This window comes from Pseudomonas sp. HMSC057H01, from assembly GCF_001836405.1.
Classification (GTDB): Bacteria; Pseudomonadota; Gammaproteobacteria; order Pseudomonadales; family Pseudomonadaceae; genus Pseudomonas; species Pseudomonas aeruginosa.
Genome location: NZ_KV828500.1, coordinates 89,770 through 111,975 on the forward strand (window position 1 = coordinate 89,770; position 22,206 = coordinate 111,975).

Annotated in this window: 19 protein-coding genes; 9 read left to right on the plus strand and 10 right to left on the minus strand. The window is 67.3% G+C overall.

All coding sequences use genetic code 11. The features are described from left to right. The first annotated feature begins 7 nt into the window (after positions 1-7). The 3 genes from HMPREF2581_RS20785 to HMPREF2581_RS20795 are packed head-to-tail and all read left to right on the plus strand — an operon-like array spanning position 8 to position 3,665. Positions 8-1,075, plus strand: coding sequence for a type III secretion system effector protein (locus HMPREF2581_RS20785; RefSeq protein WP_003124577.1), 1,068 nt, complete (start codon positions 8-10; stop codon positions 1,073-1,075). A 36-nt stretch (positions 1,076-1,111) separates the two neighbouring features. Next, positions 1,112-3,118 carry a type VI secretion system Vgr family protein gene (tssI, locus tag HMPREF2581_RS20790; protein WP_023098963.1) on the plus strand — a complete coding sequence of 669 codons (2,007 nt, stop codon included), beginning with the start codon at positions 1,112-1,114 and terminating at the stop codon, positions 3,116-3,118. 10 nt (positions 3,119-3,128) lie between these two features. Beyond that, positions 3,129-3,665 carry a toxin-antitoxin system YwqK family antitoxin gene (locus HMPREF2581_RS20795; protein WP_003139307.1) on the plus strand — a complete coding sequence of 179 codons (537 nt, stop codon included), beginning with the start codon at positions 3,129-3,131 and terminating at the stop codon, positions 3,663-3,665. 22 nt (positions 3,666-3,687) lie between these two features. Here the strand turns inward: HMPREF2581_RS20795 and HMPREF2581_RS20800 are convergent, their stop codons facing one another. After that, entirely contained in the window at positions 3,688-4,083 is a 396-nt protein-coding gene (locus tag HMPREF2581_RS20800; RefSeq protein ID WP_003089513.1) for a DUF4280 domain-containing protein, read from the minus strand. A 276-nt stretch (positions 4,084-4,359) separates the two neighbouring features. Between HMPREF2581_RS20800 and HMPREF2581_RS20805 the strand changes: the two genes are divergently transcribed. Both HMPREF2581_RS20805 and HMPREF2581_RS20810 read left to right on the plus strand, forming a co-directional pair. Then, entirely contained in the window at positions 4,360-5,001 is a 642-nt protein-coding gene (locus HMPREF2581_RS20805; protein WP_003139305.1) for a LuxR C-terminal-related transcriptional regulator, read from the plus strand. A gap of 200 nt (positions 5,002-5,201) precedes the next feature. Next, positions 5,202-6,407, plus strand: a complete 1,206-nt coding sequence (locus tag HMPREF2581_RS20810) for an ABC transporter substrate-binding protein (protein ID WP_003089517.1) — start codon at positions 5,202-5,204, stop codon at positions 6,405-6,407. Positions 6,408-6,823: 416 nt separating this feature from the next. Here the strand turns inward: HMPREF2581_RS20810 and HMPREF2581_RS20815 are convergent, their stop codons facing one another. From HMPREF2581_RS20815 to HMPREF2581_RS20825, 3 genes are all read right to left on the minus strand, one after another. After that, a complete protein-coding gene (locus HMPREF2581_RS20815; RefSeq protein ID WP_003139301.1) occupies positions 6,824-9,139 on the minus strand; it encodes a xanthine dehydrogenase family protein molybdopterin-binding subunit in 2,316 nt (771 codons plus the stop codon). After that, positions 9,136-9,606: a (2Fe-2S)-binding protein gene (locus tag HMPREF2581_RS20820; RefSeq protein WP_003089521.1), complete on the minus strand. Its 471-nt coding sequence runs from the start codon at positions 9,604-9,606 to the stop codon at positions 9,136-9,138. The genes HMPREF2581_RS20815 and HMPREF2581_RS20820 overlap by 4 nt, the downstream gene beginning before the upstream one ends. A gap of 265 nt (positions 9,607-9,871) precedes the next feature. Continuing rightward, positions 9,872-10,108: a hypothetical protein gene (locus HMPREF2581_RS20825; RefSeq protein WP_003104944.1), complete on the minus strand. Its 237-nt coding sequence runs from the start codon at positions 10,106-10,108 to the stop codon at positions 9,872-9,874. Between the two features lie 294 nt (positions 10,109-10,402). On the opposite strand from HMPREF2581_RS20825, the gene HMPREF2581_RS20830 reads away from it, so the two are divergent. Further along, entirely contained in the window at positions 10,403-10,645 is a 243-nt protein-coding gene (locus HMPREF2581_RS20830; protein ID WP_003089526.1) for a DUF1654 domain-containing protein, read from the plus strand. Between the two features lie 66 nt (positions 10,646-10,711). Here the strand turns inward: HMPREF2581_RS20830 and lldA are convergent, their stop codons facing one another. The 6 genes from lldA to fpvI form a co-directional block, all read right to left on the minus strand. Next, the gene (lldA, locus tag HMPREF2581_RS20835) at positions 10,712-11,863 is read right to left on the minus strand and encodes an L-lactate dehydrogenase LldA (RefSeq protein ID WP_003104946.1); all 1,152 of its coding nucleotides are present in this window, start codon (positions 11,861-11,863) and stop codon (positions 10,712-10,714) included. A 96-nt stretch (positions 11,864-11,959) separates the two neighbouring features. After that, a complete protein-coding gene (locus HMPREF2581_RS20840) occupies positions 11,960-12,880 on the minus strand; it encodes a LysR substrate-binding domain-containing protein (RefSeq protein WP_003124571.1) in 921 nt (306 codons plus the stop codon). A gap of 41 nt (positions 12,881-12,921) precedes the next feature. Further along, on the minus strand, positions 12,922-13,245 hold the full coding sequence (locus HMPREF2581_RS20845) for a transcriptional repressor (RefSeq protein WP_003089535.1): 324 nt from the start codon (positions 13,243-13,245) through the stop codon (positions 12,922-12,924). Positions 13,246-13,425: 180 nt separating this feature from the next. Beyond that, positions 13,426-15,714 carry a bifunctional acylase PvdQ gene (gene pvdQ, locus HMPREF2581_RS20850; RefSeq protein WP_003139299.1) on the minus strand — a complete coding sequence of 763 codons (2,289 nt, stop codon included), beginning with the start codon at positions 15,712-15,714 and terminating at the stop codon, positions 13,426-13,428. Positions 15,715-15,836: 122 nt separating this feature from the next. Then, entirely contained in the window at positions 15,837-17,168 is a 1,332-nt protein-coding gene (gene pvdA / locus HMPREF2581_RS20855; protein WP_003114509.1) for an L-ornithine N(5)-monooxygenase PvdA, read from the minus strand. A gap of 132 nt (positions 17,169-17,300) precedes the next feature. Continuing rightward, positions 17,301-17,780, minus strand: a complete 480-nt coding sequence (gene fpvI / locus HMPREF2581_RS20860) for a pyoverdine signaling pathway sigma factor FpvI (RefSeq protein ID WP_003103620.1) — start codon at positions 17,778-17,780, stop codon at positions 17,301-17,303. A 163-nt stretch (positions 17,781-17,943) separates the two neighbouring features. On the opposite strand from fpvI, the gene fpvR reads away from it, so the two are divergent. The 3 genes from fpvR to pvdT all read left to right on the plus strand — a co-directional run bounded on the left by fpvR (position 17,944) and on the right by pvdT (position 22,206). Next, on the plus strand, positions 17,944-18,939 hold the full coding sequence (fpvR, locus tag HMPREF2581_RS20865) for a pyoverdine signaling pathway anti-sigma factor FpvR (protein WP_003139296.1): 996 nt from the start codon (positions 17,944-17,946) through the stop codon (positions 18,937-18,939). 100 nt (positions 18,940-19,039) lie between these two features. Continuing rightward, a complete protein-coding gene (pvdR, locus tag HMPREF2581_RS20870) occupies positions 19,040-20,215 on the plus strand; it encodes a pyoverdine export/recycling transporter periplasmic adaptor subunit PvdR (RefSeq protein ID WP_003089547.1) in 1,176 nt (391 codons plus the stop codon). After that, positions 20,215-22,206 carry a pyoverdine export/recycling transporter ATP-binding/permease subunit PvdT gene (gene pvdT / locus HMPREF2581_RS20875; protein WP_003139295.1) on the plus strand — a complete coding sequence of 664 codons (1,992 nt, stop codon included), beginning with the start codon at positions 20,215-20,217 and terminating at the stop codon, positions 22,204-22,206. Before pvdR ends, pvdT begins: the two co-directional genes overlap by 1 nt.

Consider the following 22,206-nt stretch of genomic DNA (forward strand, 5'->3'; position numbering starts at 1 on the left):
TGCCGTCATGCCCCGAACCATCGAATACTGGCGCCCCACGAACGGCCTGTATCATGCGACCCCGCCCGGAATCGCCGTGCTGACCCAGGACAGCGATTGGGAGGTGCTCAACGAAGCCACCGGCTTCTACGAGGAAAGCCCGTATCCCTCCGCCTTCAAGGGACAGGTGTATCGCGCGCTGAACTACATAAACGCTACGCCGACGGGCGCATCGCTGCTCTGGAACCTCTACACGACGAACAATTTCGTCGACATCACCCCCTCGTCGCTGGGCAACAATGTCCAGTCCACCAATCAGCCCATGGCGCTCAATCAGGTCGCCAGAGAAATCATCGTAGGAACCGGTCCCGGCCCCCAGACCCAGATCGCGCTCAATCAGACAGGCATCGCCCCGCAGGCGCAGACCCAGTGGCTGACCTATGTCATCAACAGTTCGCCGCATTGGGCCCTGGACGGCGTGCCGGGCAACGGTGGTGGCCTTTACGGCTATCTAGAGCGCGCCCGCCAGTATGCCAACCGCTGGATGCTGCTGTTCGACCACCGCTACTTCCGCTGGAGCGACAGCAATGAAGGCTATTTCAATGAGCAGAGCTACAGCGGACATTTCGGTATCTCCGCCCACAACATCGCCATCACCAACCACGAAGTGGCGGCCTGGCTTGCCGGACAGCCGCTACCCCACCGCCTCAGCGATGCCCAGCAGAACCATGCGCGGCTTGCGACCATAGTTGCCCTTAAGGACGTTTCGCCGCCTTCGGCTGGCTGTTCCGCCCATGTGAGATGGAACCCCACAGCGACCAACCCGCTGAACCGGATACGTCCTCCGGCAATCGGCCTGGCTCATGAGCTGCTGCATGCCTACTACAGTTGCCGAGGCGCACAACCCGGCTACGACGACAACCACTACTCCACGGTACTGTTCGAATACCGCTGCGTCGGCCTCGGCCCCTGGGACGAAGCACCATTATCGGAAAATGCCCTACGCAAAGAATGGTGGAGCTATGCCTGCCAGCAGGTGCCCGGAAGCGACCCAGAGAACAGGAAGGCCATCGGCAAACGCATCAGTTACATGTAGTCGTCGCCGCTGTCCCGACAGAAACGAGGGACCCAGATGCCCCGTCCCACCGATAGCAATACCAGCCTCTCCCTGACCGCCTCGGCGCTGGCAGCCCTGTTCCCGGAGCGTCTGGCCGGGGAAGAACGCCTGAACGCACTGCCCGGTTGGGAACTGCTGGGCTACAGCGCCAGCCCCTTAGCCCTGGACGGCGCAATCGCCACCCATCTCACCGCCACCCTGCACAACGACGCCGACCAGCGTCCGCTCGACGGCCTGGTCGCGGAGATCCGCCAACTCCCCGGCGATGCCAGCGCCGAGCGCTACCAGGTGCTGTTGCGCCCCTGGCTCTGGTGGCTGACGCTGGCCAGCAACAACCGGGTGTTCCAGAACCTGGCCACCAGCGACATCGTCACCCAGGTCTTCGACCAGCACGGCTTCAGCGACTACCAGTTGCAGCTCAGCGGCAGCTACCAGCCCCGCGAATACTGCGTGCAGTACGGCGAGAGCGACCTTGCCTTCGTCTCGCGGCTGCTGGAGGAAGACGGCATTTTCTGGTTCTTCACCCATGCCGCCGGCAAGCACACCCTGGTGCTGGCCGACAGCAACGACGCCTTCCCGCCGATTCCCAACGGCCCGCAAGTGGCCTACCTGGGCCAAGGAATCGGCGTGCGCGAGTTGCAGGGCGTGCGTTCGGCGCAGTACAGCCTCCAGGCGGTATCCGGGACCTACAGCGCCACCGACTACGAGTTCACCACCCCGAGCACCTCGCTGTACTCCCAGGCCGAGGCGGTCTCCGGCGCCGCCGGCGTCTACCAGCACCCCGGCGGCTACACCGCCAAGGCCCAGGGCGACAGCCTGACCAAGCAACGCATCGACGGCCTGCGCAGCCAGGAGACGCGCCTGATCGGCGAGAGCGACTGCCGCTGGCTGGTGCCCGGCCACTGGTTCACCCTCAGCGGGCATGACGACGATTCGCTGAATATCGACTGGGTGCTGACCTCGGTCACCCATGACGCCAGTCACGCGCACTACCGCAACCGCTTCGAGGCGATCCCCAAGGCCACCGCCTACCGCCCCGCGCGGGTCACGCCCAAGCCACGCATGCACACCCAGACCGCCCTGGTGGTGGGCAAGGCCGGCGAGGAGATCTGGACCGACCAGTACGGCCGGATCAAGATCCAGTTCCCCTGGGACCGCGACGGCAAGAACGACGAGACCTCCTCCTGCTGGGTGCGCGTGGTGCTGCCCTGGAGCGGCAAGGGCTTCGGCATGCAGTTCGTGCCGCGCATCGGCCAGGAAGTGATCGTCACCTTCATCGACGGCGACCCGGACCGCCCGCTGGTCACCGGCTGCGTCTACAACGGCGACAACGCCCTGCCCTACGCGCTGCCGGACAACCAGACGCAGTCCGGGATCAAGACCAACTCGTCGAAGGGCGGCGGCGGTTTCAACGAGCTGCGCTTCGAGGACAAGAAGGACGCCGAGGAAGTCTTCCTCCAGGCGCAGAAGGACCTCAACGTCAACGTGCTCAACGACAGCACCGCCAGCATCGGCCACAACGAGACCCTGACGGTGCAGAACGCCCGCACCCGCACGGTGAAGGAAGGCGACGAGACCGTCACCCTGGAGAAAGGCAAGCGCAGCGTGACCATCCAGACCGGCAGCGACAGTCTGGATGTGAAGGACACGCGCACGGTGACGGTGGGCGCCGACCAGACCCACAGCACCGGCGGCAACTACAGCCACAAGGTCAGCGGCGACTTCGAGCTGACGGTGGACGGCAACCTGACCATCAAGGTCAGCGGCACCCTCGCCCTGCAGAGCGGCGGCAGCCTGACCCTGAAGAGCGACGCCGACCTCGCCGCCCAGGCCGGCACCTCGCTGACCAGCAAGGCCGGGACGTCGCTGACCAACCAGGCCGGCACCTCCCTCACCAACAAGGCCGGCACCAGCCTGACCAACGATGCCGGCGTCAGCCTGACCAACAAGGCCGGCGCCGAACAGACGGTGGACGGCGGCGGCATGCTGACCATCAAGGGCGGTCTGGTAAAGGTCAACTGAGGAGAAGCGCATGGCGGCATCCGGCAAGCTCGACCTGGTTCGTGGCGACAGCCATCTCGCTGGTAACCTGCTCGACGGCAGCCTGGAAGGTCCGTTGCGCATCGACGAGCACGACAGGCCGCAGGCCAGCCTCGGCTACCGGCAGGGCCAGTTGCACGGCGCCAGCACCCTGTTCCATCCCAACGGCAAGGTCTCCGCGCAACTCGCCTTCGTCGACGGCAAGCTGCACGGGCCGGCCAGTTTCCATGCCGCGGAAGGCTGGTTGCAGCGCAAGGCGCACTACCGCAACGGGCTGCTCCACGGCGAAGCGCTCAACTATTTCGCCAACGGCCAGATGGCCGAGCGCGAGCATTACCGCGACGGCGTGCGCGACGGGGTCTACCAGCGCTTCCATGGCAATGGCCAACTGGCCTTCGACGGACGCTACCTGAACGGCCAGCTACTGGACGGCGCTCAGCCGTTCGCCGATGACGGCCGGCCGCTGGACAGCGAGGGCAGGCCCATGGCGCGCTGGCGCTGGTGGTGGATCAGGCTGGCGGAGCCCTAGGCGCGCATCGGCCAGGCGGCGCTCAGGGAATCAGCATCTGCACCTGTCCCGGCACGCTGATCTTGATCACCCCGCCCCAGGTGCAGATCAGCGTGCCGTTGGCGTCCAGCGCGGGCATCCCGCCCAGCAGCAGGGTCGGCGGACCGCCGGGGATCCACGGGCTGGCGGTGGCGGGAATGCACGGCATCGGCGTCAGTACGCCGAGGGCGGCGGCGGTGGCGGCGGCCACCACGGGGTTGGCCGGACTCTGGCAGAGGCCGAAGGTGGGAATGTTCAGCAGCGGGATGTGGTCCATGATGTTCGCCGCCGGCATCCCGCTGGTCAGGGTGCGGTTCTGCGGCAACACGTTGAGCACCGTCGGCGCCGCCCCGAAGCTGCATTGCAGGGTGGCGCCGGCGCAGACCTGCGGGCAGCCCATGCCGTCCTCCCGAGCGCGATGGCGTTGTAGCAGGATAGACCAGCCCATCGCGCTCGCCGTGGGGCTGGCTTGCTGTTTTTCTGACGAGTGCCCGACATGCGTGTCGCCAGCGGCGCTAGAATTCCGCTGTCATGCGGGGCGGAGCCCCGCGACAGGGATCGACGAAAAAGGATTTTCGGCGGATCGAACGGTGCCCGCAGCGCCCTCGCCGGCCGGCCTGCGGCCGGTCGATGCAGGGGTTGCCGCACCCTGGCCGCCCCCAAGGACGGGACGACAATGCCTAGCACAAGAAGCCTCCCCGCACGGGTCATCGTCGCCGATGACTATCCCCTGTTCCGCGATGGCCTGAGACGGGTCGTCCGCCGCTACCTCCCGCAAGCCGCCGTAAGCGAAGCGGGCAGCTTCGACGAGGTGCTGCGCCTGGCCTCGAGCGTCTCGCCGGAACCTCCCGCCCTCTTCCTCCTCGACCTGCTGCTCCCCGGCTTCGCCGCCTCCCAGTCCATCGAGCGCTTGCGCCGCGCCTATCGGCACAGTGCAATCGTCATCGTCTCGATGCTCGACGACCCGCGTCTGGTGGACGAGGTGCTGGCCGCCGGCGCCGACGGCTACCTCGGCAAATCCCTGGAGGCCGGGGAGATCGGCACGGCGTTGCAGACGCTCGGCAGCGGCGAACCGGTGGTGCGCCTGCGCGGCGGGTCGAGCGCCAGCAGTCGGCAACGCGCCCTCCTGGACGCCCTGACCCCACGGCAGCAAGCGGTACTGCGGCTGATCGCCGATGGCCTGTCGAACAAGGAAATCGGCCGCGCGCTGTCGATCTCTCCGTTCACCGTGCGCGTGCACGTTTCCTCGCTGCTGCGCGCCCTGGAAGTGAACACGCGGACGGCCGCCGCGGCGCTGGCGGTGAAGGCCGGCTTCTAGGCAGGTTCCACGCGGCCGTACCCGGAGTTCCCGCGCAAGCATCCGAGAATGCCGAAACGAGAAGTCTGCCGCGATTTTCCGCGAAGTCTCCTCGCGGCGCTGAAGCCCGTCGCGGCGGACCAGTCCCATCCATGAGGGGCGCGCCTGCGCGCCGGCCTCACCGGGAGCGGCGACGCTCGTTTTCAGCAGAGGAACGGCACATGATCGACAGGGTGAAGCCGCTGATGGCGGCATGGGTTCTGGTCTTCGCATCTTCTTCGTTCGCCGGCGAAACGGCGGGAAAATTGCCACGAAAGCCAGCTCTAGGGCCGGAAACCGCGGGGGCGACCCTGGTCATCCCCGGCGAGACCGACAGGCTCGCCTCGCTCTACGCCCGCGCACGGGGCGAAGGCGGCAAGGTGGTGCTCTGGGCCGGCGGCGACGCGCCGAACCAGATGGACTGGTTGAAGACGGCCTTCGAGAGCCGCTTTCCCGGCGTGACCCTGGACGTCACGGTGGACCTCTCCAAGTTCCACGACCTGCGCATCGACCAGGAACTCGCCGCCGGCACCCTGACGCCGGACGTGGCGATGCTGCAAACCACCTTCGATTTCGACAAATGGAAGGCCCGCGACGTGCTGCTGCGCTACAAGCCGATCGGCTTCGCCCGGCAGAAGAAAGGCTACGCCGATCCCGACGGCGCCTATGTCACGGCCTACAACAACGCCTTCGTGCCGACCTACGCTTCCGTCCGGCTGCCAGCGGAGCGCTATCCGACGCGCTTCGCCGATTACCTGAAGCCGGCCTTCAAGGGCAAGCTGGTGCTGACCTACCCCCATGACGACGATGCGGTGCTGTACGTCTACGACAAGCTGGAACGGCGCTACGGCAGCGGTTTCCTGCGCGCCCTGGCGGCGCAGAAGCCGAACTTCCTGCGCGGCACGGCGGCGCCGGCGGCCTCGGTGGGCACCGACTCCATCGGTTCGCTGGGCAACCTGACCGGCTATGCGACCGACAGCGATACGCCGGCCGGCTACTTCATCCCGACCGACGAGCCGTTCATCGTCTGGAACCAGCGCGCGGCGATCTTCAAGGCCGCCCGTCATCCGGCCACGGCCAAGCTGCTGCTGTCCTACCTGGGCTCGGCCGAGTTCCAGTCCAGCTACGGCGGCTGGCGCGCCCGCGCTGACGTCGGCGAAGCGCCTGGGCTGCCGCCACTGGAGTCGCTGAAGAACGTCGACGTGCACGATTTCACCCGCTGGATGGCCGATCGCCAACGGGTGGCCAGCCTGCGCAGGCACATGGCGGAAATCTTCGGCCCGGTACGCGGCGAGTCGCCGTTGCGCGACCCGGCGCTGATGAGCCTGCTGGGGCTGACGGCGAACGACATCGTCGCCTTGCCCGAACCGGACCTGCCGATCTACTGAACCGCCATGACGGCCTCGCGCACGGACGACGCGGGGTCGTCGATCCTGGAGAATTGCCAATCAGGTTTCGACGGCAAGCAGGCGGCCTGGAGCGGCTGGGAAGACCCCCACTTCTTATAAAATACTTTTAATAAACGATTTATCCTATTGATTAATAAGATAAATAAAATACTAGAATTCACTTTAAGTTGAAACGACAAGGCGGCGCATAACGCTACCCGTTGTCCGCCCTGGCATCCGCTTACCGCCTTCGCTGCGCAGGGCGAACGAGGCCACGCGCGTTATCCGCCGACAGGCCTCTGCCAGGGAGGGACGGCGGCACGGAAAACTCTTCTTCGACAACGACTTCCGCGTAGAACCTGATCCATCGCCTGCGCTCGCGCGAACTCACGCAGGCGACCACCAGGACGAAGGACCTAGGCCTTCCGCCACCCCTGCAACTGATTGCGGATCGGCAACTCGCGGATGCGCTTGCCGGTGGCGGCGAAGATCGCGTTGCACAGCGCCGGCGCTATCGGCGGCACGCCGGGCTCGCCGACCCCGCCCAACGGCAGGTCGCCATCCGGCTTGAGCAGATGCACCGACACCGCCTTGGGCGCCAGCGGCATGCGCGCCAGCTCGTACTGGTGGAAATTGTCCTGCTGGACCTTGCCATCCTTGAAGCTGATCTCGCCCAGCGCCGCCAGGCCCAGGCCCATCACGCAGGCGCCTTCGAGCTGCGAGCGGATGCGCTCGGGGTTGATCTGCGGACCGCAGTCGGCGGCGATGGTGGCCTTGTGCACCAGCAGCGCGCCGTCGTCCTTCACCTCCACCTCGATCACCACCGCCACGTAGGTGACGAAGCTGTAGTGCGCGGCGATTCCCCGCGCCCTGCCCCTGGGCAGCTCGCCGCCCCAGCCGGACTGGCGCGCCGCCTCCTCGATCACCCCGCGCAGGCGGCCGACATCCAGCGGGTAGCGCTCCGGCGACTCGCCGTAGTTCCAGCTGTCGCCGAGTTCGGCGGTGTCGATCCGCCGCGCCGGGCCGAGCAGCTTGAGCAGGTAGTCCTTCGGGTCCTGGCCGGCCTTCGCCGCCAGTTCGCCGACGAAGCTCTGGATGGCGAAGGCGTGGGGGATGTTGGAGACCGAGCGGAACCAGCCGACCCGGGTGTGCGCCGGGGCCTCGGGGTTCTCCAGGCGCACGTTGGGGATGGCGAACGGCAGGTTGGTCAGGCCCATGCCCAGTTCGAAGGCGCCCTGGTGCTTGCTGTCCGGGCCGAACAGTGCGGTGATGCTCGGCGCCACCGAGCGATGCAGCCAGGCCTGCGGCAGCCCGTCGGCGCCAAGCACGGCCTGCAGGCGCTCCACCGAGACCGTGTGGAAATAGGAGAAATGCAGGTCGTCCTCGCGGGTCCACTGCACGCGCAGGTGGCGACCGGGGAACGCCTTGGCCAGGATCGCCGCTTCCAGCACGAAGTCGGGCTTGGACTTGCGGCCGAAACCGCCGCCGAGCAGGGTCACGTTGACCGTGACCTTGTCGAACGGCAGTTTCAGGCGCTCGGCGATGCGCTCGCGGGTCACTTGCGGCGCCTGGGTCGGGACCCAGACCTCGCAGGCGCCGTCCTTGTACCAGGCGGTGGAGACCGGCGGTTCCATCGGCGCCTGGGCCAGGTGCGGCAGGTAGTACTCGGCCTCGACGATATCCCCGCCCTTGGCGAATAGCGCCGCGGCATCGCCGCTGTCGCGCACCACCTTGCCCGGCTTGCGCGCGGCCTCTTCCAGTTGCTTGCGGTAGGCCACCGAGTCGTAGCCGCCGTTGACCCCGGCGTCCCACTCGACCACCAGCGCCTCGCGCCCCTTGATCGCCGCCCAGGTGTTCTGCGCCACCACGGCGACCCCGCCCAGCGGCTGGAACTCGGACGGGATCGGCCGGCCCTCGATCTCGATCACCTTGACCACCCCCGGCACCTTCAGCGCCGCGGCGGCGTCGTAGCGCTTGAGCTTGCCGCCGTAGACCGGCGGCCGGGCGACCACGGCGTAGAGCATGTCGTCGAAGCGCGCGTCGAAGCCGAAGCCGGCGCGGCCATTGACGATATCGGCGCCGTCGATGGCGCGCGCCACGTCCTTGCCGATGTAGCGGAACTGCTCGGGCTTCTTCAGCAGCAGCTTGTCGCGCGCCGGCACTTCGAGGCCCGCGGCGGCCTCGGCCAGTTCGCCGAAGGACAGCGAACGGCCGCTGGGCGCATGCAGCACCTTGTTCTGTTCGGCGCGGCACTCGCCCAGCGGAACCTTCCACTGGTTGGCCGCGGCCTGTTCGAGCATCTGTCGCGCCGCCGCACCGCAGCGGCGCATGGGTTCGAACCAATGGCGCATGCTGCGCGAGCCATCGGTGTCCTGGTTGCCGTAGCGCGCTTCGTCGCCGGGCGCCTGGATCACCTTGACCCGGCTCCAGTCGGCCTCCAGCTCGTCGGCCACCACCATCGCCAGGCTGGTGCGCACGCCCTGGCCCATTTCCGAGCGGTTGCAGACGATGCCGACCGTGCCGTCCCGGTCGATGCTCACGTAGATCTTCGGGTTGTCCACCCAGCCATGGGGCATGGCGTCGGCGCCGAAGGCCTTCTTTTCGGCGGCCAGGGCGTCGCGCCAGCCCCAGTTGGCAGCCACCAGCAGCACGCCGGTGGCGCCGACGCCCTTGAGGAAACCGCGGCGGCTGAGATTGCCGATGACCAGATCGTCGGGGAACGAGCGCTTCATGCCTTGGCCTCCTGCAACTTGGCGGAGGCGTTGTGGATCGCCGTCTTGATCCGGTTGTAGGTGCCGCAGCGGCAGATGTTGCCGGCCATGGCCGCCTCGATCTGCTCGTCGCTGGGCGCGGGGTTGCTCTTCAGCAACGCCGTGGCCGACATGATCTGCCCGCCCTGGCAGTAGCCGCACTGCGCCACGCCGATGTCCAGCCAGGCCTGCTGGACGACCTCGCCGACCTTGTCGGTGTGCAGGTGGTCGATGGTGGTGACCTTCCTGCCCTGCGCCAGGCTCACCGGCGTGATGCAGGAACGGGTGGCCTGGCCGTCGATATGGATGGTGCAGGAGCCGCACAGGCCCATGCCGCAGCCGAACTTGGTCCCGGTATAGCCGACGACGTCGCGGATGGCCCAGAGCAAGGGCATATCCTCGGTGACATCGAGCTGATGATCCTTGCCATTGAGGTTCAGGGTAATCATCGGTGCACGCCTTTTCTGGTTTCTGGTTATGGAGTCGCACGGCGACTGCGCCGCCCCCATGGGCGCGGCGAGTCTCTCATCGGACTGAAGGGAGATTATTGGCGAGAGGACTGCGGCGGATAACCTGGCAGAACTGAACGTATCGTTGAATGGAATTCAACGATACCCAAGCCGGGCGGGAATCGCCCGGGCGAGGCCGCGTTCCCGGTGGCCCGCTCCTCGCCGCTTCGCCGGAAAGCGAGCGGCTCGGCCAGGGGCAACGGCGCTAGCCGCGCCGCACGCGCAGGCGCTCGGCGTGGTAGATCAACGGCCCATGCTGGTCCTCGGCACCGCTGGGGTCGTCCAGCAGCACGCCGGTGATGCGGCCCTGGCGGAACAGCAGGCGGATCGCCAGCAGGTTGGCCCTGGGGTCGCCCTTGAGATCATGGAGGGAACGCGGGGTGTCGGCATCCAGCTGACAAAACACCGATTCGAGCAAAACATCGGAAGGTTCTAACGCCATGCAGTCGTATCCGTCGAGAAGTACCGGTCACCTTGCCTTGCACTGGGTGCCGGTCAAAGCCCATCCCTGGAAAAACGCCTTTCCGCGAATTGAAACAATGCGCAACGATTTTCCTCGCGACGCAGTGTCGCCTACCGCCAGAGCCGTTGCCAAGAGCCGTACATCCCTGCGGCGCGCCCCTGCGACAACGTTGCAATACTTTCTTCACACGAGTTCCGCTACAAAGGTATCTCGCCGGAACCGAGGGTTCCTTTGTCCACCCACCCATAACCGAGAAAGCAAGCGGAGGCACCCATGAACCACACTGCATCGATCCCCGCCCTGCCCACGGCCTATGACCTGCTGAACACCCGCATCCAGCGCATCATCCACGCCCCGGCTGCGCAACAGGCCTGCCAGGCCTGCATTTCCCGATTGCCCGGCGAAGACGAGGGCGACTGGGCCCACCTGCTGGAAAGCTTCGACCGTTCCAACCAGTGGCTGCTCGACCCGCAGCGCGACGGCAGCATCGTCCTGCGCTGGAGTTCCGCCGCCTGATCCTGTTTGCCGCGCGGCCGTCGAGCCGCGCGGCTTGCGCTCTTCCCTCCCCTTCGCCGTTCGCGGCTATCGCGGGTAGCTTCCCGGCAACAGGATGTCCCGGCCGACCTCGCGGATGTCGGTATGGCCGCAGAAGGCCATGGTCAGGTCCAGCTCACGAGCGATGATCTCCAGCGCCCGCGTCACCCCGGCCTGACCCAGCGCGCCCAGCCCGTAGAGATAGGGACGGCCGATCATGGTCCCGCGCGCACCGAGGGCGATGGCCTTGAGCACGTCCTGCCCGGAACGGATGCCGCTGTCGAGCCAGACCTCGATGCGCTCGCCCACCGCCTCGACGATCGCCGGCAGCGCGCTGATGGTCGAGGGCGCGCCATCCAGCTGGCGTCCGCCATGGTTGCTGACGACCAGCGCATCGGCGCCGGAGTCGGCGGCCAGCCGCGCATCCTCGGCATCGAGGATGCCCTTGAGCACCAGCTTGCCGCCCCAGCGGCGCTTGATCCATTCGACGTCGCCCCAGTTCAGCCGCGGGTCGAACTGGCGGGCGGTCCACTCGGACAGCGAGCCCATGTCGTCGACGCCCTTGACGTGCCCGACTATGTTGCCGAAACCGCGACGCCGGGTGCCGAGCATGCCCAGCGCCCAGCGCGGCTTGGTGGCGATGTTCAGCAGGTTGGCCAGGGTCGGCCGCGGCGGCGCCGAGAGGCCGTTCTTCAGGTCCTTGTGGCGCTGGCCGATGATCTGCAGGTCGAGGGTCAGCACCAGCGCGTCGCAGCCGGCGGCCTTGGCACGGTCGATCAGGCGTTCGATGAAATCGCGGTCGCGCATCACGTAGAGCTGGAACCAGAACGGCTGGCCGACTTCCGTGGCGATGTCCTCCAGGGAACAGATGCTCATGGTCGACAGGGTGTAGCGCACGCCGAACTCGGCGGCGGCGCGGGCGGCGAGGATCTCGCCGTCGGCATGCTGCATGCCGGCCAGCCCGGTGGGCGCGATGGCCACCGGCATGGCCATCTCCTGGCCGAGCATGCGGGTGCGCAGCGAGCGGTTCTCGATATTCCGCGCGACCCGCTGGCGCAGCTTGATCGCGGCGAAGTCGTCCTGGTTGGCGCGGTAGGTGCCTTCGCTCCAGGAACCGGAGTCGGCGTAGTCGTAGAACATCCGCGGCACGCGCTTGCGCGCCAGGCGGCGCAGGTCTTCGATATCGGTGATGACGCTCATGCAGTCCACTCCTTCGGGGGTGGCTGGATGGTAGAGCGCGACGTACCGCCGCAGGCGGAATAATTGTCGGCATCGGCGGAAGGAAATTCCGCCGTTTCAGTCGTCCGCCGCCGGAAGGAATTCCCTGCCCTGGGCCACCGCCTCGCGGCAGATCGCCGCCAGCCAGGCGGCGAAACGCTGGCTGGCCGGCGAGGCCTGGTGGCTGCGCAGGTGGTAATGGTGGGTGGGCGCCGAACGCAGCGGGAACAGCACCACCAGCCGCCCCTCGGCAAGCCAGGCGCGCGCCAGCGAGGGTCGCGCGAGGGCCACGCCCTGGCCGTTGGCGGCGGCTTCCAGGGTCATGCCCAAATCGAGCAGGCGCGGCCCGGCGCAGGGCTCCGGCCAGTCCAGCCCGGCCACGCGGAACCACGGCTGCCAAGGCTCCAGCGGCGAGCGCAGCAACGGCAGGCCGGCGAGCATGGCTGGCGTCCAGGGCCGCGGCAGGCCCAGCAGCAGCCCCGGCGCGGCCATCGGTAGCACGCGCTCCTCCAGCAGCCGCTCACCGGCCGCCACGCCATGGCTGTCGCCGCGCACCTCGACATCGGCCAGCGGCAGGTCCTGGCCGTCCGAAGGACTCGACAGGAGAATCTCCAGCTCGATTTCCGGACAGGCCTCGGCGAAGGACGCCAGGCGCGGAATCAGGATCTGCCGGGCGAAGGTCGGCGGCGTGCGCAGGGTCAGCCGCTGCTGGCGCTGGACCTGGCGACGATGCAGCGGAACCGCCGCGAGCTGGGCGAGGATCGGCGCGATCTGTTCGAGGTACTCGCGGCCGTGGGAGGTCAGCGCCAGCGAGCGGCCGTCGCGCTGCAACAGGCTCACCCCGAGCATCCCCTCGAGACCGGAAACCCGCTTGCTGGCGGCGCTGCCGGTGATCGACAGGAGTTCGGCGGCGCGCTCGAAGGTACCCAGCCGGGCAGCCGCTTCGAACGCCTGCAACGCTTCGATGGAAGGAAAACGGAAATCGTCGGGATTGAGCATGGGGCAGACTTTACCCGCTGCCCGAGATCAGGGATACCGCGTCAGAGCCGCTGCTCGTTGGCCGCGGCGCGGCGCTCGGGCGCCGCGGAACCGGCGGCACCGCCCCAGGAAGCCTTGCCGGGGCTGTAGACATCCTGTTCGTCGAGGGTCACCAGGCCGCTTTCCACCAGGCGCCCGAGGACCTGGCGGATGCTCACCAGGGACAGCGGCGTACCGGTTTCGGAGAGACGCCGGTGCAGGGTGCGGATCGGCACCCGGCCCTGCTCCCCCGAGGCTTCCCAGAGCGCATCGATCACTTTCAGCCGGGCCAGGCTCATCTTCAGGCCGGCCTCCTTCAACATCTGTTTGACGGGCGAATGGGTCATCGTGACGCTCCTTTCGTGGACGAGTGGGTAGCGGGTCCCCGCCGAAGCCGAGCATCCTTGCTCGCTGCCTGCACGTGTTCCCTGGAACCGGGCGGCTGTGGGCCGCCTCTATGGTTAAAGACGAACGAGCGCGGAAAAACCGTCAGTTTTTTTCCCATCAGATCTGATAGGCATTGCTTATCATTCGCGAATGCTTAGCCGTTGCAGTTGCGGGTCGGCGTCGATCTGCCTGTCGCTGAACGGCAAGGTCTGCCATTGCTGGCGGGAAAACAGCTCGGTCTGGTCGCGGTAGTGCGGCGAGCGCGGATCGCTGGACTGGGAGAAAGCCAGCAACCCGCGAGCCTTGGGCCCTTCCTCGGGGAAGGTCACCAGTTGGATGTAGCTGGTGCCGCCGACCACCTCCAGGTGGTCGCCCTTGCGGACGCTCTGGATCGCGTTGTAGACCCCGAAATGGCCATCGCCGCCGGGAATCGCGATGCGTTCCTGGCCACGGGTGCTCACTTGCAGGTCGCCCCAGCGCGCGCCGTCGGGAATCCCGCTCTTCTCCACCTCCGCCGCCGCGTCCGCCAGCGCCTGGCGCACCTGGGTCGCCACCTGCGGCCGGTCGAGGGCGATGCCTTGCGGCGTATCCAGGGGACGTTGCGCATCGAACGGTTCCTTCCACGCGCCGTCGAGTTCGGCGAAGCGTTGCATGAAGCGCTGGAAGTAGACGAAACCGCTGCCGCTGTCGAGGTTGGCGCCACGGTCCCACTGCGCCAGGGCCGCGCAGGCGCGGGCAAGGGACTTCTCGCCCTGGTTGTCGCGGCACAGGCGGAGCAGGTCCGGCAGCACCTGGTCGGCGCTGAAGACATGGTTGGCGGTGACCATTTCCTCGAGCGTCTTCGCCTCCAGCGGCTGCTTGCCCTGTAGCCGGCTCAGGGCGTAGCGCGCCCGCGGACCGATGGGCTTCTCCTGGCTGACCAGGGGCGAGAAGCCCTGCAGCGGGCTCGCCGGGTTGGTCAGCCAAGCGCTGTCGTTGGAGTTCTGCACGAAGTCCCTGCGCAACAGCACCGGCAGTTGCGCCGCCGGGGTGATGCCAGCCTGGGCCGCGGCCGGGTCGCGACTCCAGGCACAGCGGCTGTCCTGCCCCTGGAGGGCCGGCAGGCCTTCGGCGACCAGTTGCGGAATGGCGCAGGCGGGAATCAGTTCCGGCTTCAGGTAGGGCACCACCGACTGGTTCATGTACAGGGCGTTGCCCTGCTCGTCCGCGGCCAGGGTGTTGACCCAGGGGATCCCCTGTAGCGCCTCGACGCGCCGGCGCAGGTCGGCGACGTCGCTGGCCTGGTTGATCGAGTACCACTGTTGCAGTACCCGGGTGTTCTCCAGGTTGGCGTCACGCAGCGCATAGGCCTCGCTGCGGTTCCAGTCCAGCTTGCCGGGCCAGACCACCAGCGGGCCGTAGATCGACTGGTAGACCTTGTGCTCGACGCGCGACAGCTTGCCGTCGGCGCCGCGCACCTCGATCGCGACGGATTTCTCCTCCAGCGGCAGCGAACGACCGTCGACCAAGTAGCGCCGCGGGTCCTTCGGGTCCAGCGCCAGGCGATACAGGGTGAAGTGGCTGGAGGTATCCACCGTGTGGGTCCAGGCCAGGTGGCGGCTGAAGCCGATGTTGACCACCGGCAGGCCGGGCAGCGAGGCCCCCATCACGTCGAGCCGGCCGGGAATGGTCAGGTGCATCTGGTAGAAACGCATCGCGCCGTTCCAGGGGAAGTGCGGGTTGGCCAGGAGCATGCCCTTGCCGTCCGCCGAACGTTCGCTGCCAACGGCAATGGCGTTGCTGCCGCGCTCCAGGCGGAAGCGCTGGCGCCGCTGCTCGGCGACCTGGAACGCCTGCTCGCCGCTCAGGGCGACCTTCTCCGTGCCGGGCGGCGCGGCGGCCACCAGCGCGTCGGCGAACTGGCCGACCCCGCCTTCGACCAGCAGGCGCCGGGTCAGGCGCAGCAGGTCATCGGTCGCGATGGCCCGCAGCCAGGGCTGGCCAAGGCAACTGGTGGTCTTGCCGTCGGCCTCGCGGAGGAAGCGGTTGAAACCGGCGGCGTAGCCTTCGAGCAACTGGCGCACCGCGGGCGTCTGCGCCTGCCAGAAGGCTTGCAGCGCCTCGGGTTGGTTGAGCCAGGCGTAGAAGATGTCGGACGGCAGGTTGTCCAGCTCCGCCGACGACTTGCCCTCGCTGCCGAAATAGCGCGCCCGCTCGCCGCGCGCGGTGACGATCTCCTCGGCCAGCAGGCAGGCGTTGTCGCGCGCGTAGGCGTAGCCGATGCCATAGCCCAGGCCGCGCTCATCCTTGGCCCGGATGTGCGGCACGCCATAGGCGGTCCAGCGGATATCCGCGGCCAGCCCGGTCGGCCGCGGCATATCGGCCTGGACCGGCATCATCGAACCCAACAGCATGCCGGCCAGGCCGGTCAGTACGGTACGCATCCCCATCGATGTCGTTTCTCTGCAAAGTGGTGGCCGGAACGGCCGGGACATGCAACGAAAACGCCCTGCGTGCCGGGCATCCCCTGGCGGGGAAACGGGCAACACAGGGCGTGGCGGCGTGGCGCCGGTCAGCTGGCCAGGGCGTGCTCGTGCAGGGCGCGGGCCGCAGTACCGGGCTTCAGGTGCTGGTACAGGGAGCCAGAGATTTCCTCGGCACGCACCGGCAGCACCGACAGCAGGGTGTCGCTGAGGCCATGACTGGCCTGGCTGAAGCCCTGCGCGTAGATCGCCACCTTGCAGCGCTCGTCGGTCTGCAGGCGGTAGTCGCGGCCGATCTCGTGGTCGCCGAGGTACTCCGCCAGCGGTTCGAGCAGTTGGCGGTGCAACTGACGCTCATAGCCGGTGGCCAGGATCACTGCGTCGTAGGTCTCTACGCTTAGCTCGCCGCTACCTGCGTCGCGCAACGCCAGCTCGATGCCCTGGGCGGTGGCGGTCGCGCGCTCCACGGTGGTCATGCAACGGAAGGCGTGGCGCGGGATGCCGGAGACTTTCTGGCGGTAGAAGACGCCGTAGATGCGCTCGATCAGGTCGGTATCCACCACCGAATAGTTGGTGTTGTGGTATTCGCGCAGCAAACGCTCGCGTTCGGCATGTTCGCGGCTGTAGATGAGATCGGTGAACTTCGGCGCGAACACTTCGTTGACGAACGGGCTATCGTCCGCCGGCTTGAGCGCCGAGGCACGCAGGATCATGTCGGCCTGCACCGACGGGTAGCTGTCGTTGAGGTCGATGAAGGCCTCCGCCGCGCTCTGCCCGCCGCCGATAATGGCGATCTTCATCGGCTTGCCACTGCTGCAGGGCTGCTTGGCCATGTGTTCCAGGTACTGGCTGTGGTGGAACACCCGGCCGTCGCCCTTGAGCGCACGGAACACCTGCGGGATACGCGGGGTGCCGCCGGGACTGACCACCAGGGCGCGGGTGGTGCGCACCAGCTCCTCGCCGTCGGCGTTGCGCGAGATCACCCGCAGCGCCTCGACCTGGCCGGCGCTCAGCATCGGCTCGATGCGCAGGACCTCTTCGCCGTAGCGGCTCTGCTCCTGGAAGTGGCTGGCGACCCAGCGCAGGTAGTCGTTGAACTCCATCCGGCAGGGATAGAAGGTGCCCAGGTTGATGAAGTCGACCAGGCGATCGTGCTTGTGCAGGTAGTTGACGAAGGAATACGGGCTGGTGGGGTTGCGCAGGGACACCAGGTCCTTGAGGAAGGAGATCTGCAACTCGCTCTGCGACACCAGGGTGTTGCCGTGCCAGCGGTAGTCGCCCTGCTTGTCCAGGAACAGCACTTCCAGGGCGCCCTGCGCCTGGGCCCGTTCCTGGAGGGCAATCGCCAGGGCGATATTGGAAGGGCCGAAGCCGACACCGATGAGATCGTGAACCACGGCGGTTGCAGTTGCCTGAGTCATTTCCAGTTCCTCTGGATTGGCCCCCTTTCAAGCGGGAGCGATAAGTCGAGAGCAGCCCTGGAGGGCCATCTGTTGACTAGGAACGAGGACAGGGAAATGAAATTTAAGCGTTGCCGAGCACGAATAGCGAAATCAGTCGGCTTCCCATTCGCGCATGCGCACCCGACAGTGCTTCATCGCGTTGACGATGTGCTTTTCCACCAGGCTGCGGGAAATATTGAGATGTTCGGCGATCTGCGAATGGGACAGGCCGTCCAGCTTGCGCAACAGGAACGAACTGCGGCAGATGGCCGGCAACTCGGCCAGCGCGCGCTGCAGGTTGTCCAGGCGCTGCCCCTGGTCGACCACCGTCTGCGGCGAGGGACTGGCCAGGCCCTCCTCGTCGTCCAGGACCTCCAGGGGTTCCGCCCGGCGCACCCGGCTGCGACGGTGCTCGTCCACCGCCAGGTTGAGCGCCGTCCGGTACAGAAAAGCCTTCGGATGCTCGATCTGCGCTTGACTGGAGCGCTCCAGAACGCGCAAATACGCGTCGTGGGCGACATCCGCCGCTGCGTGTCGATCCCCGAGCCTGGCACTGAGGAATCGCAGCAGCTCCCGATAATGGTTTTCCAAGACGACTCCTGCTCGCTGCCTCTACGGCACTGTCCTTCCAAGGGCGGGATCGCCTGCCGGCGACGTTGGCAGTATGAAATCATTAAATTTATAATAATTCTCATCAAGCTTTAAAGCCTTGTTTCGCTCGCAGCGCAATCCGAAGGCATAACTGGAACCCTCGATGAAGACACCCTCTCCCGCCGACAGCGACACCCTTGTGCAGGACGCCGCGCATTGGTGCATGCGCCTGCACGCCGAGGACTTCTCCGAGGAAGAGCGTGGCGAGTTCCAGCGCTGGCTGGCAGCCGATCCCCGGCACGCCGCCGAATACGCAGAAATGGAGGAGATCTGGGCGCTCAGCGAACTGCTGCCGCGAACGCCGGCGCCCGAGCTTCGCAACCACGCCGCAACCCGCCCGTTCGGCCGTCGCCGCAGGGGCTGGAAGAGCCAGGCACGCGCCGCCGCCCTCGCCCTGCTTATGTTGCCGACGGCCGGCTACCTCGGCTGGCTGCAAGGCTGGATTCCTTCCAGCTACCAGCGCTACGAGGCCGAGGGCAACGTCAGGCATGCCGTTCTTCCCGACGGCAGCGAGGTCGAACTGGACCTCAATACACAGCTGAGCTTCGCCAATTTCAAGGACATCCGCCGGGTTTCCCTGGACAGGGGTGAGGCCTACTTCCATGTCACCCACGACAGCGCGCACCCCTTCGTGGTCAAGGCCGGCAACGGCTCGATCACCGTCACCGGCACCCGCTTCAACGTCTGGAAGTACCAGGACAACGTGGTAGTCACCGTCACCGAGGGCTCGGTGAAGGTCCGCAGCGAAGGCTCGGGCAACGACAGCAGCCTGACTCCCGGCATGCAGGCCAGCTACTATCCGGGCCTGCTGCAACCGTTGGTCGAGGCCGTGGATACCCGCCAGACGCTGGCCTGGCGCGAGGGCCGCCTGGTACTCGACGACCTGCCCCTGTCCAAGGCCCTGCCGCTGATCAACCGCTACCTCGACGCTCCGCTGGTCCTGGGCGACAGGAGCGCTGCGAAACTGCGCATTGGCGGGATCTACAGCACCCGCGACATCCGCAGCCTGGTCGACGCCCTGCCGAAAGTCCTGCCCGTGGACCTGGAACATCGCGAGGACGGCAGCATCCGCATCAGCAGCCGTTACGCCCAGCTCTGAACCCAGGTTAAATTTAGCCGCCCTGGCCTCGTATATCTGGCAGTGCCCAGCCTGCCGATCCAGCGGCGGCGGTCTCTCCACGCACCGGCCGGATTCCCGAATGAGACGAACCCGTAGTACTCGTCGCGCACTGCTCGTCGCAGTCTGCCTCAGCCCCCTGATCGCCCTGGCCGCCTGGCAGGCCTATCCGTTCCGCAGCAACAGCTTCGATACCGTGAGCGTCAGCCGCGGCAGCATCGAGAGCAGCGTCTCGGCGCTCGGCACCCTGCAACCGCGGCGCTACGTCGACGTCGGCGCCCAGGCCTCCGGGCAGATCCGCAAGTTGCACGTCGAGGCCGGGGACGATGTGACGGAAGGCCAGTTGCTGGTCGAGATCGACCCCTCCACCCAGCAGGCCAAGGTCGATGCCGGCCGCTATTCGATCGAGATGCTCAAGGCCCAGCTGGCCGAGCAACGTGCCCAGTACACCCTCGCCCGCCAGCAGTACCAGCGCCAGCAGCGGCTGGCTGCCGGCGGCGCGACGCGTACCGAGGACGTGCAGAGCGCCCAGGCGCAGATGCTCGCCACCCAGGCGCGGATCGAGATGTACCAGGCGCAGATCCGCCAGGCCCAGGCCTCGTTGCGCAGCGACGAAGCCGAACTCGGCTATACCCGCATCTACGCGCCGATGTCCGGCACGGTGGTGGCGGTCGATGCGCGCGAAGGCCAGACCCTCAATGCCCAGCAGCAGACCCCGTTGATCCTGCGGATCGCCAAATTGTCGCCGATGACCGTCTGGGCCCAGGTTTCGGAAGCCGACATCGGCCGGGTCAAGCCTGGCATGCCGGCCTACTTCACGACCCTCAGCGGCGAAGGCCGGCGCTGGACCGGCAAGGTCCGGCAGATCCTCCCGGTGCCGCCCAAGCCGCTGGACCAGAGCAACCAGGGCGGCGGCAGCCCCACCAGCGGCAGCGGCGGGCAGAGCGGCAGCGGCCGGGTGGTGCTGTATACCGTGCTGGTCGACGTGGACAACGGCGACCACCAACTGATGGCGGAAATGACCGCCCAGGTGTTCTTCGTCGCCGCCACCGCGGAAAACATCCTCACCGCGCCGGTCGCCGCCATCCACGACGACGGCAAGGGCGGCCAGGTCGCCTGGGTGGTCGGCAGCAACGGCAAGCCGCAGAGCCGCCAGATCAGGACCGGCATCAGCGACCGCCTGCGGGTACAGGTGCTTGCCGGCCTGGAGGAAGGCGACCGCTTGCTGATGGCCGCTCCCGACGGCAGCGACAGCTGATGGAAAACGCCACGCACCCCGTCCCCCTGATCGAACTGCGCGACATCCGCAAGCGCTACGGCGGCAATGGCACCCCGGAAGTCGAGGTACTCAAGGGCGTATCGCTGTCGATCCACGCCGGCGAGTTCGTCGCCATCGTCGGCGCCTCCGGCTCCGGCAAGTCGACCCTGATGAACATCCTCGGCTGCCTCGACCGGCCCAGCTCCGGCAGCTACCACTTCGCCGGCCACGACGTCGCCGAACTGGACAGCGACGAGCAGGCCTGGCTGCGCCGCGAGGCATTCGGCTTCGTGTTCCAGGGCTATCACCTGATCCCCTCCGCCTCGGCCCAGGAAAACGTCGAGATGCCGGCGATCTACGCCGGCATCCCGGCGAGCGAGCGGCACACCCGCGCGCGGGCCCTGCTCGAACGCCTGGGCCTGGCCGAGCGCACCGCCAACCGTCCGCACCAGTTGTCCGGCGGCCAGCAGCAGCGGGTGTCGATCGCCCGCGCGCTGATGAACGGCGGCCATATCATCCTCGCCGACGAACCCACCGGCGCCCTCGACAGCCACAGCGGCGCGGAAGTCATGGCGCTGCTCGACGAGCTGGCCAGCCAGGGCCACGTGGTGATCCTGATCACCCACGACCGCGACGTCGCCGCCCGCGCCAAGCGCATCATCGAGGTGCGCGACGGCGAGATCGTCAGCGACAGCGCCAACGACGAGCGCCCGGCGCAACCGAGCGCCGGCGTCGAGCGCCACCTGCAGGCCGACGATCTCAGCCAGCGCCTCGCCGAGGGCAGCAGCGAACCCTCGGGGGCCTGGCGCGCCGAACTGCTGGAGGCGGTGCGCGCCGCCTGGCGGGTGATGTGGATCAATCGGTTCCGCACCGCGCTGACCCTGCTCGGGATCATCATCGGCGTCGCCTCGGTGGTGGTCATGCTCGCCGTCGGCGAGGGCAGCAAACGCCAGGTGATGGCGCAGATGGGCGCGTTCGGCTCGAACATCATCTATCTCAGCGGCTACTCGCCGAACCCGCGCGCGCCGATGGGCATCGTCAGCAGCGACGACGTCGCCGCCATCGCCACCCTGCCCCAGGTGAAGAAGGTCATGCCGGTGAACGGCGGCGAGCTGGTGGTGCGCTACGGCAACATCGACTACCACGCCTACGTCGGCGGCAACAACACCGACTTCCCGGAAATCCTCAACTGGCCGGTGGCCGAGGGCAGCTACTTCACCGAGCGCGACGAAGACGCCGCCACCACGGTCGCGGTGATCGGCTACAAGGTGCGCAAGAAGCTGTTCGGCAGCGCCAACCCGATCGGCCGCTACATCCTCATCGAGAACGTGCCGTTCCAGGTCATCGGCGTGCTCGCCGAGAAAGGCTCCAGCTCCGGCGACAAGGATGCCGACAACCGCATCGCCATCCCCTACTCCGCTGCCAGCATCCGCCTGTTCGGCACGCGCAACCCCGAGTACGTGATCATCGCCGCCGCCGACGCCCAGCGCGTGCACCAGGCCGAACGCGCCATCGACCAGTTGATGCTGCGCCTGCACCGCGGCCAGCGCGACTACGAGCTGACCAACAACGCGGCGATGATCCAGGCCGAGGCGAAGACCCAGAACACCCTGTCGCTGATGCTCGGCTCGATCGCCGCGATCTCCCTGCTGGTGGGCGGGATCGGCGTGATGAACATCATGCTCATGACCGTGCGTGAACGCACTCGCGAGATCGGCATCCGCATGGCCACCGGCGCCCGCCAGGGCGATATCCTCCGCCAGTTCCTCACCGAAGCGGCGATGCTCTCGGTGGTCGGCGGCCTGGCCGGGATCGCCCTGGCCCTGTGCATCGGCGGCGTGCTGCTGCTCGGCCAGGTCGCGGTGGCCTTTTCCCTGTCGGCCATCGTCGGCGCCTTCAGTTGCGCGCTGGTCACCGGCCTGGTGTTCGGCTTCATGCCGGCGCGCAAGGCCGCCCAGCTGGACCCGGTGGCCGCCCTGGCCAGCCAATGA